Source organism: Latilactobacillus parasakei (assembly GCF_049674265.1).
GTDB lineage: Bacteria > Bacillota > Bacilli > Lactobacillales > Lactobacillaceae > Latilactobacillus > Latilactobacillus sakei.
The window spans coordinates 527,994-540,359 of sequence record NZ_CP186861.1; the positions used below are offsets into that span (position 1 = coordinate 527,994).

General features: G+C 41.1%; 12 protein-coding genes. All 12 read right to left on the reverse strand.

The genetic code is table 11. The annotated features are described in order from the left end of the window. Positions 1-2 precede the first annotated feature (2 nt). The 12 genes from ACPBEH_RS02745 to ACPBEH_RS02800 all read right to left on the reverse strand — a co-directional run bounded on the left by ACPBEH_RS02745 (position 3) and on the right by ACPBEH_RS02800 (position 12,314). Positions 3-662, reverse strand: coding sequence for a tetratricopeptide repeat protein (locus tag ACPBEH_RS02745; RefSeq protein ID WP_424349640.1), 660 nt, complete (start codon positions 660-662; stop codon positions 3-5). An 11-nt stretch (positions 663-673) separates the two neighbouring features. After that, positions 674-1,333 carry a histidine phosphatase family protein gene (locus ACPBEH_RS02750; protein WP_141265918.1) on the reverse strand — a complete coding sequence of 220 codons (660 nt, stop codon included), beginning with the start codon at positions 1,331-1,333 and terminating at the stop codon, positions 674-676. A gap of 152 nt (positions 1,334-1,485) precedes the next feature. Next, positions 1,486-2,820 carry an FAD-dependent oxidoreductase gene (locus tag ACPBEH_RS02755; protein WP_025015827.1) on the reverse strand — a complete coding sequence of 445 codons (1,335 nt, stop codon included), beginning with the start codon at positions 2,818-2,820 and terminating at the stop codon, positions 1,486-1,488. A 236-nt stretch (positions 2,821-3,056) separates the two neighbouring features. Then, on the reverse strand, positions 3,057-4,355 hold the full coding sequence (locus ACPBEH_RS02760; protein WP_424349641.1) for a pyrimidine-nucleoside phosphorylase: 1,299 nt from the start codon (positions 4,353-4,355) through the stop codon (positions 3,057-3,059). A gap of 18 nt (positions 4,356-4,373) precedes the next feature. After that, positions 4,374-5,327, reverse strand: a complete 954-nt coding sequence (locus ACPBEH_RS02765) for a sugar-binding transcriptional regulator (protein ID WP_424349642.1) — start codon at positions 5,325-5,327, stop codon at positions 4,374-4,376. Between the two features lie 27 nt (positions 5,328-5,354). Further along, positions 5,355-6,629 (reverse strand): NCS2 family permease, encoded by a 1,275-nt coding sequence (locus ACPBEH_RS02770; protein WP_076787359.1) that lies wholly within the window; start codon positions 6,627-6,629, stop codon positions 5,355-5,357. A 23-nt stretch (positions 6,630-6,652) separates the two neighbouring features. Next, positions 6,653-7,882, reverse strand: coding sequence for a NupC/NupG family nucleoside CNT transporter (locus ACPBEH_RS02775; protein ID WP_016264983.1), 1,230 nt, complete (start codon positions 7,880-7,882; stop codon positions 6,653-6,655). A 21-nt stretch (positions 7,883-7,903) separates the two neighbouring features. Next, positions 7,904-8,608: a purine-nucleoside phosphorylase gene (deoD, locus tag ACPBEH_RS02780; RefSeq protein ID WP_424349643.1), complete on the reverse strand. Its 705-nt coding sequence runs from the start codon at positions 8,606-8,608 to the stop codon at positions 7,904-7,906. A 16-nt stretch (positions 8,609-8,624) separates the two neighbouring features. After that, on the reverse strand, positions 8,625-9,815 hold the full coding sequence (locus ACPBEH_RS02785; protein WP_424349644.1) for a phosphopentomutase: 1,191 nt from the start codon (positions 9,813-9,815) through the stop codon (positions 8,625-8,627). 15 nt (positions 9,816-9,830) lie between these two features. Next, positions 9,831-10,481 carry a deoxyribose-phosphate aldolase gene (gene deoC / locus ACPBEH_RS02790; protein ID WP_424349645.1) on the reverse strand — a complete coding sequence of 217 codons (651 nt, stop codon included), beginning with the start codon at positions 10,479-10,481 and terminating at the stop codon, positions 9,831-9,833. Between the two features lie 159 nt (positions 10,482-10,640). Then, complete coding sequence (gene mnmA / locus ACPBEH_RS02795; protein ID WP_076631886.1) at positions 10,641-11,780, reverse strand: tRNA 2-thiouridine(34) synthase MnmA; 1,140 nt, start codon at positions 11,778-11,780, stop codon at positions 10,641-10,643. A 186-nt stretch (positions 11,781-11,966) separates the two neighbouring features. Then, on the reverse strand, positions 11,967-12,314 hold the full coding sequence (locus ACPBEH_RS02800) for a DUF1831 domain-containing protein (RefSeq protein ID WP_011374499.1): 348 nt from the start codon (positions 12,312-12,314) through the stop codon (positions 11,967-11,969). Positions 12,315-12,366 lie beyond the last annotated feature (52 nt).

Below are 12,366 nucleotides of genomic sequence, written 5' to 3' on the forward strand. Positions count from 1 at the left end.
TATTATTTCTGATCTTTGGCGCGCATAAAGCCTTCAATATCAATCAGTTGTTGTTTATTTTTTTCAAAGTATGCTGGATCTAATGTTTTGGCCCGTTCAAAATATGACTGGCTTTCTCGCCCAAGAACCAGCTGAGTTAACCCATATTTGAAGACCGCTTCGCCGTTTTGAGCGTCAATGCGATGTGCATTTTTAAAGTAGGTTTGTGCTTGATCAAAATCGCCTAAACTAATCAAAATATTACCGACTAGGATATTAGCATCTAATTGATCTGGTTGTTTTTCTTGAACAGTGAGTGCAAAGGCCATTGCCCGCGCATTTTGTTCCAATTGATGATACGTTTGTGCCAACATATATTGCGCATCTAATGCTTGGGTCTCCTTCACCAATTGTGAGAAGATAGCTTCGGCTTGTTGATAAGCTTCAGCTTGATAATAAAGTGTCCCGAGTGCATATTTGAGCGCGTCGTTTTCTGGGAATTGCGTTAACGCTTTTTGTAAAAGGACTTCGGCTTGTTCATAATCTTTGAGGGTCGTCAAAAAAGTCGCTAATGTGACGTATGCTTCGATATCAGTGGGTGTTTTTTCTAAATAATTAACTAGCTGTTGAACGGCTTCTTCGTGTTGGCCAGCTGCCCATTTTTTTAAAATTTCGGGTTTCATCAAATCATCTCCTAAATGGTATCTGACGCAGAAAGTGTGCGGCTTAAAAAGGACGTTTCGTTCCAATCCAATAGTTCAAATGACTGACCTTGATCAGTCGTTTTTAACGTTGTGACAGATGAGTTCGTTAAACCACCGTGGGCACGAATATCTGCCAAGGGTGTTTTTAATAACGCCTGAATCATAGCAACTAATGCCGCTCCGTGACTCACAATTAAAATCTGATCGTCTGGCTTAGCCGTGGCCATAATCTGCGCAATCGCCGCAGTTGTACGTTTGATTACTTGCGGGAAGCTTTCACCATTAATGACGCTCGCATCATATTCAGCTGGTGCTTCGCGGAAAGTCCGTAACGTTTCCGGGAAACGTTCCTTAACTTCAGTAAAATACATGCCTTCCATTAAACCAAGGTCAAATTCGTGGAGGCCATCGACCACCGTGATTGGAAAATCTTGGTGTAAATCTTGTTTAAGAGTTGCTGACGTCACGCGCGTGCGCTTCATTGGACTTGTATAGAGATGGGCAAACTGGATGTCTTTTAAATAGTCAGCTAATTCACCAATTTCCGTATAACTAGAAGCCAGTAGTGGTGAATCACCATTCGCACCTTGATAGCGCCCTGCCAAATTCCATTCAGTTTTACCGTGACGTACAAAATATAAGGTTGTCATACACTTTCTCCTCAAAATAACTTACTTTTCATTATGAAAGAGTCATCGCCCAAATTCAAGTCTATCCTATTAAAAGGTCGTTTTTTATAACAAAAAAGGCACCGGGGAAAATTTTTCCCAGTACCTTTAAAATCGTCTCACGCATTTTTTGATTAATGACTTTCAGCGACAGCTTTCATTGCAATTGCGTTGACGTAGTTCAATGGTTGATCGTAGTTAGGTTGGAAGAACATATCAACCATTGCTAATTGATCAATTGTCATCTTCGTTTGGATGGCCATTGAAATGACGTTAGCTGCTTGTGCAATGTCATATTGACTTGTAAATGAGCCCCCTAAAACTTGGCGTGTCTTAGGATCCCATGTTAAGTTCATCAAAACAGGTGTCGTTGATGGCATGAAGTCTGGACGATAATCTTCAGTCAAAGTAGTTGTCGCAACTGCCATCCCGCGAACCTTAGCGCCTTCAACGGTCAAACCACTACCAGAATATGTCCGACCGAACAATTCAACGGCAGAAGTTGCTTGTGTGCCCATATATTTTTCAGTTGGTGTTTCGATATTACGGCCAATTAACAAGCCTTGACGAACAGCGTTGGTTGCCAATGGAATGTAATCTGCTTTTTGTGTTGGGTTATAGTAAACGGCAGCTGAATCGCCGGCAGCATAGACACCTTTAACAGATGTTTGCATATATTCATCAGTTGTAATCGCACCGTTGCCTAGCATTTCAACTTGATCCTTGAAGAGGCCAGTATTTGGTCTGAAACCAACACATAAGATTGCAAGGTCAGCTGTATATTCGTTCTTATCAGTCTTAACGGTTACTTGATCAGTGCCTGAGAAGCTAACTACTTTTTCGCTTAAGGCTAATTGAACACCGTGATCTCTGTAATCTTGTTCAACAATCTCAGAGATATTAGGATCAAAGTTTTTACCAAGTGCGTGTGGTAAAGCATCAATCAAGGTTACTTTTTTATCAGTTGTCGCATAAGCTTCGGCCAATTCAGCACCAATGTAACCAGAACCAATGACAATAACGCTCTTCACATCAGGTGCACTCTTCTTCAATTCGTTAGCATGTTCCCAGTTTTTACATAATTTAACGTTGGGATTATCGATACCTTCGATCGGTGGAATCACTGGTGATGAACCAGTTGTGACAATAATTTTATCAAATTTTTCAATTGTTTCTTCAGAAGTCACTAAGTTCTTAACGTGTAAGACTTTTTCCTTCAAGTCTGCCTTCAAGACAGTGTGTTGCATCTTCATATGTGCACCCAATTGGGCTAACATTTCTGGACTTGAATAGAACATTTTTTTAGGATCAGAGACGTGGCCACCTACCCAAAGCGCAATCCCACAAGATAGAAATGATAAATTATCATGTGTTTCATAAACAGTGACATCCCAATCAGGGTGTGCCGTTAATGTTGCTTGTGTTGCAAAGGTTCCTGCGTGTGTACAACCAATTACTGCTACTTTCATAGTGTTGCCTCCTAAATAATATAAAAACGATTTCATCGTCAGTTTTTGTGAAACATCACGCAATCAGCGTGTAATTATATTGTACGCTACTTAGTTCTTGATTGTCAATTTTGACCCGCTATTTATTTGATTTCACAAACAAAACTGGTTATTTATATGTTATTTAATTGATACATTGTGATTTTATTCTAAAAAAGGACGTTAATGGTTAAGTTCGCCCATTAACGTCCTTTCTGTTATTGAATTAACCCATGAATCAAAGTAACTTTTTGCGCTTTTGAACCAATCTTAATATTATCGTAGAGTAAGTCCTTAATCGCTTCAATGTCTTCCCGGTTACTATAAATCGTCAATAGACTCTCATCTTTTTGAACGGGTTCCCCGATTTTTTTATGCAAAACTAGCCCGACAGCGTAATCAATCTCATCGGTTTTCGCTTGTCGGCCACCACCAAGTAGCATGCTAGCGATCCCCATTTCATTAGCGGTCATTTCAGTTACATAACCACTTTCTTTAGCAGGCAATTCGATTTGATATTGTGCTTGTGGCATTAATTTTGGATTTTCAATAACGGCAGGATCACCACCTTGATAAATAATCATTTGTCGAAAGGCTTCGAGTGCCCGACCATCGTCGATCACGCCTTGTAGTAATTGACGTGCTTCATCCAAAGTGGTTGCCTTTCCAGCCAAGACAACCATTTGACTGCCTAATGTTAAGATTAATTCTGTAATATCAGCAGGTCCTTCCCCTTTTAAGATGGCGATTGACTCTTCGATTTCTAGCGCATTCCCAATCGCATTGCCCAAAGGTTGATTCATATCAGAAATAACGGCCATACATTGCATCCCCACACTACGCCCAATGTTAACGAGGGCTTGTGCCAATTCCTTAGCATCTTCTTCAGTCTTCATAAAGGCTCCGGAACCAGTCTTAACATCCAATACTAACGCATCGGTGCCTGAAGCAATTTTCTTACTCATGATTGATCCTGCAATTAACGGAATCGAATCAACCGTATCAGTCACATCTCTGAGAGCATAAATTTTCTTGTCGGCGGGGGCAATATTACCGGTTGCGCCGATAATCGCAAGTTTAATCTCTGCCACTTGCTTTTTAAAAGCTTCTTCTGTTAACGAGATATTAAAATTTGGAATCGCTTCCAATTTATCCAAAGTGCCACCAGTATGGCCTAAACCGCGCCCCGAAATCATCGGAATGGGAATCCCCAACGCCGCAATCATTGGTGCGAGTGGAATACTGGTCTTATCACCGACACCACCAGTTGAATGCTTGTCGACTTTGATACCGTCAATCATCGAAAGATCTAATTGATCGCCCGAACGCATCATTGTCATCGTTAACAATGCCCGTTCATCATCCGTCATGTCATTAAAATAAATCGCCATCAGTAACGCACTTGCTTGATAGTCTGGAATCGTCCCATCTGTATATCCATCAATAAAGAACTGGATTTCTTCTGCCGTTAAGGCGCCACCTTGTCGCTTATGATCAATGATATCGACCATTCTCATGCTAATCACTCCTTCTTATTAGTCAGGGGCAATCAATGCTTGGGCTGTATGCACGTCGATAATTAAACAATTTGCATAGTGCCCCGCTAATGCGCCTTTAATGGCCGCAATTTTTTGTTGCCCACCCGCTACTAAAATACTATGTTCCTTTGTCTTCAAATCCGCGAGTTGAATCCCAACGGTTCGCTGATCAATCGCTGCACACGTCACTTGACCACTCGTGTTATAAAAGCGCGAGCAAATATCGCCGACCGCTTTTTGTTGTAGCACAGCTTGTTCTTCTTTATTAAAATAACCCGTTTGAAAGAGTAAGGCCTCATCCCGAACCGTACCGACCGTATAAATCGCGATGTTCGCTTGCTTGCCCATCTCAATCATCCGCCGAATATGGCGATCTTCCATGACAACATCGTGCGTCGTTTGGTTGCCAAAAACAACCGGTAACGGCAAAACATGCGGCGCTGTATGGAAAGCCGCCCCAAATTTCATCAGGACTTCTTCGGCATAAACCGGTGTGGGGGTATAAGTGACACTCCCCTTTAATTCAATAATATTAACGTTTTGAGCCGTTTGTTCTTTCAGTGCTAGCGCTACTTGATTTAACGTCTTGCCCCAACTGACACCGATTAAATCGTTGTCTTTAACAATCGACGTTAGATAATCAGCCGCATACTGCCCGAGTTGGACAATTGTTTGTTGGTAGTCGGAGGCATCCGTATAAACGACGTGCACCTCAGGTAAATCATATTTTTGTTGAATTAATGCTTCTAATGCCTGCGCACTAGCATAAGGATCAACGATTTCAATCCGGACAATACCAATTTCTTTAGCATATTGTAAGAGTCGTGAAACGGTTGGTCTAGAAATGGCTAGTTTTTTAGCGATTTCTTCCTGACTCATATTGGCTTTGTAATATAAATTAGCAACAGCTAAACTTTGTTGCGTTTTTTTATGCGACTCAATTTCTACCATGATTTGAACCTCTATTCATCAAATTCATTACATCAAAAAAGTATTACAAATCAATTCTAATAGAAAAAGCATCGCTAAGCCAACTAAAGTCCAATTTAATTGCCGTGTTTTGTGGCCCGCCCACTTCACAATTGGATAAAAGACGAAGCCAAATGCTAACCCTGTTGAAATTGAACCTGTTAATGGAATCAAAACAATCATTAAAAAGGCTGGAAACCATTCTGTAAAATCTTGCAAATCAATTGCTTGGACCTGCATCATCATCAAAGCACCGGTAATAATAATGACTGGTGCAATGGCTGCTTGGGGCACAAAGCGCAACAACGGAATAAAGAAAAGTGCGCCTAAAAATAATGTGCCCGCCGTAAAGGCCGTGATGCCGGTTCGACCACCACTTTCAATCCCCGAAGCACTTTCAGCAGCTGCGACGGTGGGACTGGTCCCTAAGAAACCAGAGAGTAAAGTCGTTACCGCACTCGCTTGAAATGCGCGTTTAAATTGTTGCTGATCAGTCAATAAACCTTCCAATAAACCCATCGATTCAAAAACTAAGATCATGGTCATTGAAAAAACCGCCAGTCCAAATTTTAGCGTCCATAAAGAACTAAAATCACCTTGCATTAAAAGTTGCGGATAGTCACGGATTTGACTAATCGTAATCTGGGTTGTTGCTTGTGGGACAAGTTTAAAAATCCCCGCGAGCCCACTGATTAAGAAAATACCGACGATAAAACTCCCTGGTGTTTGTCTTAAATACAATACGAGCGTAACGGTCAACCCTAAAAGGGCTAACAGTGGTGTTGCTTGACTCAAATCACCTAACGCGAGCAACGACTGCGTACCGCCCGAGCGAATCAGTTCGGCTTTTTCGAGTCCTAAAACAACTAGGAATAGCCCAATGCCAACCGTAATCCCCGCTTTTAACGATGCTGGGATTAAAGCGGATAAACGCTCACTAAGAGGTGTAAAGGCAATCCCGACATAGATCAAACTACTGAAAAAAGAAATTGCCACGGCTTGTTGCCAAGTCAAATGCATCCCAACCACTAGGGTATACGTGAAAAAGGCATTAACGCCCATTCCAGGTGTCAAAACAATTGGGGCCTTAGCCCAAATTCCCATGATAAAACAGCCAATTGCTGATGAAAAAATCGTGGCGAACACACTAAGATTAGCCGGAATCCCCGCATCCTTTAAAATCATTGGATTAACAATAATGATGTATGAAATCGCGAAGAAACTTGTGATGCCTGCTAAAATTTCTGTTCGCACTTGATTTTTACGTCCCACCTGGAATGCCATTTTTCTAAAAACTCCCTTTCAAATTACCAAACGAATAAGCCAACAGTCGCTGCTGATAATAATGACACTAAAATACCAGAAAGCAACATGTAACCAACGTTTTTAGCAATTAAATTATTCTTTGATTTATCGACTAAGCCCTTGAAAGCGCCGATAATCATGCCGACTGTTGAGAAGTTGGCAAACGAGGTCATGAAGACCGTTAGAATGGCCTTGTAATGTGGGGCAAAATCGCCAATCGTATTTGTCACTTTACCCATCACAACAAATTCATTTGTCACTAACTTAGTCCCCATAAATTGCGCGAATTCAAAAGCATGACTAACATCTAAGCCCATCAACCAAGCAAATGGGAACATGATAATCCCTAAAAGATGTTCCAATGTAATCCAAGGGTTGATCAATTGTAAGATTTTATCAATCAAAGCGGCTAATGCCACAAAGGCAATAACGTTGGCCGTAATAATCAAGACTAACTTACCAGCGTTCAAGATTGAATCCCCTAAAAATGAAAAGAAGGGTTCTTTACCTTGTACGTCTACTTGTTCGTCAGAAGTGTCAGACCCACTACCACTCATCGTCGCAATCGTATCTTCTTCAGGCGTTACTTCAACTGGATTCAAAATATTAGTAACAATAATTGCGTTAATAATATTAATTGGAATCGCGGTTAAAATAAATTGCCCCGGCATCATTTGTGTATAAGCCCCAATAATGGATGCCGTCACACAGCTCATTGACATCATAGCTAACGTTAAGTTCCGTTCGCCTTTCATTTGTTTGAGTTGCAATGCCGAAACGGCTAGGGCTTCCGTATTCCCCAAAAACATCATTTCAACTGCAAAAAATGATTCGAACTTTGGTTGGCCCGTTACTTTTGATAAGCCGCGCCCTAACCATTTAATGATCCATGGTAAAACACCGATATACGTCAAAATATCGAATAACGGGATAATCATTAGAATTGGTAACAAGACACTCGTCACAAAATCCATTTGCTTAACAGCTACCCAACTTGGTAAAGCAAAGGCAATCCCGGTATAAGCGACTTGAACCAACCAATTAAAGCCATTGGCCGCCCCCATAACGATGTTACGCCCAATCGGAAAGCCGGTTAAAAACCACGCTAGAAAAAGATTGATTGCCATCATAATGCCAATTGAACGCCATTTAATCTGCGACTTTTTTTTCGAGAATAAAAAGGCCAAGCCGACAAAGACAATTAAACCGATAATATTCACTAAAAGATACATTTCGTCCCCTACTTCCCTGTTTTAAGCAATACCAGCTTCTAATGCAACCGTTATCATTTCATTGAACGATTTTTCGCGTTCTTCAGCTGACGTTTCTTCTCCTGTAATGATGTGATTACTAATCGTCAACACGGCTAATGCTTGGACGTTAAACTTTGCTGCCAACATATAAAGTGCCGCAGCTTCCATTTCAGAACCTAAAACACCATATTGGATTAGCTTTTGTCGATCAATTTCATCGTTGTAAAAACGATCCTCTGATAAGATATTACCAACCTTAACCGCAATTCGTGCTTGTTGGGCTGCTTGGTAAGCCTTCATTAAGAGTTTAAAATCAGCCGTCGGTGCATAATACAATCCGGCACCAAATGTATTTTGAATAATAGCAGAATCTGTACTTGCGGATTGGGCGATCACAACGTCTCTGACGTGAACATCAGTCCCTAAGCCGCCACAAGTGCCAACGCGGATTAACCGTTTAACACCATAAAATTGAATTAATTCATTAGCGTAAATTGAAATGGATGGAATCCCCATGCCAGAAGCTTGGACTGAAACGGCTTGTCCTTTGTAGTAACCAGTATAACCAAATGCATTCCGAATTGTATTATAGCGGTGCACATCTGTTAAAAACGTTTCAGCGATATATTTAGCGCGCAATGGATCACCAGGCAATAAAACAGTTTCCGCAATATCCCCTTGTTGGGCTTCAATATGTGTACTCATAGAAATAACGCCTCCATTATTTTAGTTGTGTTAAAAAACTTGTGCCAACTTCCCCTGATGGACAATCAAAGTTTTCTAAAATCGTCGCCCCTAAATCGGCAAAAGTTGAACGAACGCCAAGTGATTGATTCCCTGCTAAACGAGATGAATAAGCTAACAATGGGACGTATTCACGCGTATGATCAGTCCCTCTGAAACCAGGATCGTTGCCATGATCAGCAGTGATGAGTAACAAGTCATCGGGTTTTAAAACGGCTAATAATTCGCCTAATTGTTGATCAAATGCCATTAAAGCGGCCCCGTACCCTTCTGGATTACGACGATGACCATACATCGCATCAAAATCAACTAAGTTTGTAAAACTAAACCCGGTGAAATCAGTTTGTGCATTTTTGATGGTTTGGACCATCCCATCGTGATTACTTTCTGTATGGACACCGCTTGTAATCCCTTTGCCAGAAAAGATATCGTTAATCTTCCCCACCGCAAGGACATCCCAGCCAGCTGCCTTCAAACGATCCATATCAGTTGTCCCGGTTGGTTCTAATGTATAATCATGCCGATCTGAGGTCCGTTCAAAATGATCTTTATCTTGCCCCTTAAAGGGACGTGCGATGACGCGGCCGATTCGGTATGGCTTTTCAATTGTGATTTGCCGGGCATATTCGCAAATCCGGTATAATTCCTCAAGTGGAATGACCGCTTCATTAGCGGCAATTTGTAAGACGGAATCGCCTGATGTATAAACAATTAAAGCGCCTGTTGCGAGTTGCTCTTCGCCATAATCGCGAATTACATCGGTGCCTGAATAGGGCCGATTAACAATTACAGAACGACCACTAAAAGCAGTTAGTTTTTGAATTAATTCGTTAGGGAAGCCATTGGGGAAAAAGCCAAGTGGTTCTTTAACTGGTAAACCCATCATTTCCCAATGACCATCCATACTGTCTTTACCAACTGAAGTTTCTTGCATCTTACCAAAATAACCCAAAGCTGGTTGCGCCGCAGGAATGCCCATAATCGGATCAGTTGCACGAATATTACCTAATCCTAATTTTTGTAAGTTAGGTAACTTAAATTGTTCACCGTAAAACGCCCCGATATGCCCAAGTGTGTCGGCACCGACATCATTAAAGTTAGCAGCATCACTTGCTTCACCAATCCCAACTGAATCTAAGACAACTGTAAAAACCCGTTTGAATTGCATATTTGTTCGCTCCTTTTATTTACTGTTCATGATTTTAACACCAGCACTTGCGCCTAATCGATTTGCACCAGCTGCAATCATTGCTTCAGCATCTTCTTTTGAATGAATACCACCAGATGCCTTAACCCCTAACCGATCGCCAACAACTGAACGCATTAAAGTAACGTCTGCAACCGTTGCACCACTAGTTGAAAAACCAGTTGATGTTTTAACAAAATCAGCACCCGCTTTTTCAGATAATTCACAAGCGCGTCGTTTTTCTTCATCCGATAATAGACAAGTTTCAATAATAACCTTCACGTGTTTTTGAGCAGCATGGCCTGCTTTGACAACGGCTTGAATATCACTTAACACTTGTTCATCATGACCTGCTTTCAATTCACCAACATTGATGACCATGTCTAATTCATCAGCGCCATTTTCAATGGCATTTTGTGCTTCAAAAACTTTAGTAGCTGTCGTTGTTGCACCCAAAGGAAAGCCAATAACAGTCACAACTTTAACATCGCTATCTTGAAGTGCCTCACTAGCACGTTTCACCCAATATGGATTTAAACAGACAGATGCAAATTGATATGTTTTTGCTTCTGCGATAATTTGGTCTACTTGAGCCATTGTTGCCTCAGGTTTTAATAATGTATGATCGATATATTTTGCTAAGTTCATAACTAGCGCCTCCTCGTTTTGTTAACGCTTTCAATTTAACACCGTTTTGAACATTTGTAAACACCTATCTTGAAATTATGTAAAATTCACAATAAAAAAGAAGCGATGCCAGAATTATCTTTGGCATCGCTTCTTCTTAATGTGTCATAGTGCTATTAATTAGACGTATTGTAAAACTTGCTTGTCAGCATCATCGTTAGCGACTTTATAAGCCACGTCGATTGTGCCGCCACCTAAACATTCTGCGCCGTCGTAGAAAACAACAGCTTGTCCTGGTGTAATAGCGCGCACTGGCGCATCGAAGACAACTGTGGCAGTTGTCTCTGAAGTCATGTGAACTGTTACGCCAACATCTTGTTGACGATAACGGAACTTCGCTGTGCAATGGAAATCTGTGCCGTGATCAACTGGTGTGATCCAAGTCATCTTACTTGCATCCAATTGGTCAGCATAGAGTAACTCGTTATGGTAGCCTTGGCCAACATACAGAATATTCTGCTCTAAGTCTTTGCCGACAACAAACCATGGGTCGTTTGATTCGCCACCGCCACCGATACCAAGACCAGAACGTTGACCGATTGTGTAGTACATCAAACCATCATGCGTGCCTTTTTCAAGACCGTCGACAGTCATCATCTTACCTGGTTGTGCTGGTAAGTATTCACCTAAGAATTGCTTAAAGTTCCGTTCGCCGATGAAACAAATCCCAGTTGAGTCCTTCTTCTTAGCAGTTGCTAAGCCAGCCTCTTCAGCTAAACGACGGACTTCTGATTTTTGCATGTGACCGATTGGGAACATTGATTTTTGTAATTGATCTTGAGAAAGTGCACTCAAGAAGTATGTTTGATCTTTATTGCTATCACCGCCACGCAACATGTGGGCAATGCCGTTTTCATCGCGTTCGATCTGAGCATAGTGGCCCATTGCGATAAAGTCAGCATCAAGTTCCATTGCGTAATCTAAGAAAGCCTTGAATTTCACTTCTTTGTTACACATAACATCAGGATTAGGTGTTCTACCGTGCTTATATTCGTCTAAGAAATATTCGAACACGCGGTCCCAGTATTCCTTTTCGAAGTTAACGGAATAATAAGGAATACCAATTTTAGAAGCAACCTTGGCAACATCCTCATAATCTTCCGTTGCGGTACAGACACCATTTTCATCCGTATCGTCCCAATTTTTCATGAAAACACCAATAACATCATAACCTTGTTGCTTTAACAATAAGGCTGTTACTGATGAGTCCACTCCGCCGCTCATACCAACGACGACTCGTGTATTACTGTGGTCAACCACAATATCACCATCATTTCAAATAGATTCTAGTTTTCTACGATTTGAAGGTCGTGAATTCCAGTACTACCATTATAGCAATCCTCGCTCATATTTCAAACCAAAACACTCACTTTTCATAAGTAATTGTCAATAAAAAAGGAACCCTAACCAATTTTGACCATTGGCAGCGTTCCCATCCTCATTTGATTATGCTTGGGCTACCAAAATATCCCGTTCAATCAAGTGATTAATAATGAAATTAAATTGTTCAACGTTTTCAGCGTTCTTTTCATCCTTAAAAATATTAACTGGATGTAACCCATCAGCGGAAGTGACCGACATTTTGAGCGTCTTCAATTCTTTACCAACAGTAATTTTAAGCTTAATCGCTGTATTAAAGGGTGAATTAGGATCAAGTGGCCGTTCCAATTGGAAATTACCATTATTGGTTGGCATGAAGCCAGTATCCCGTAATGTATATTTCTTAACGGCATCACTTAACCCATATTGTGTCGTATTGCCTAAAACCGTTGCTGTCTCTTTTAATAAAGCCATCTTGCTACCTCCATCAACTGATTGATAATTTCATTTTAGCATAGATGAAGCG

Coding starts and splice junctions, on each gene's coding strand:
- ACPBEH_RS02770 (WP_076787359.1), bottom strand. CDS start 6,629: ATGGCATTCCAGGTGGGACGTAAAAATCAAGTGCGAACAGAAATTTTA.
- ACPBEH_RS02765 (WP_424349642.1), bottom strand. CDS start 5,327: ATGGTAGAAATTGAGTCGCATAAAAAAACGCAACAAAGTTTAGCTGTT.
- deoD (WP_424349643.1), bottom strand. CDS start 8,608: ATGAGTACACATATTGAAGCCCAACAAGGGGATATTGCGGAAACTGTT.
- ACPBEH_RS02785 (WP_424349644.1), bottom strand. CDS start 9,815: ATGCAATTCAAACGGGTTTTTACAGTTGTCTTAGATTCAGTTGGGATT.
- ACPBEH_RS02755 (WP_025015827.1), bottom strand. CDS start 2,820: ATGAAAGTAGCAGTAATTGGTTGTACACACGCAGGAACCTTTGCAACA.
- ACPBEH_RS02775 (WP_016264983.1), bottom strand. CDS start 7,882: ATGTATCTTTTAGTGAATATTATCGGTTTAATTGTCTTTGTCGGCTTG.
- ACPBEH_RS02745 (WP_424349640.1), bottom strand. CDS start 662: ATGAAACCCGAAATTTTAAAAAAATGGGCAGCTGGCCAACACGAAGAA.
- ACPBEH_RS02760 (WP_424349641.1), bottom strand. CDS start 4,355: ATGAGAATGGTCGATATCATTGATCATAAGCGACAAGGTGGCGCCTTA.
- ACPBEH_RS02800 (WP_011374499.1), bottom strand. CDS start 12,314: ATGGCTTTATTAAAAGAGACAGCAACGGTTTTAGGCAATACGACACAA.
- ACPBEH_RS02750 (WP_141265918.1), bottom strand. CDS start 1,333: ATGACAACCTTATATTTTGTACGTCACGGTAAAACTGAATGGAATTTG.
- deoC (WP_424349645.1), bottom strand. CDS start 10,481: ATGAACTTAGCAAAATATATCGATCATACATTATTAAAACCTGAGGCA.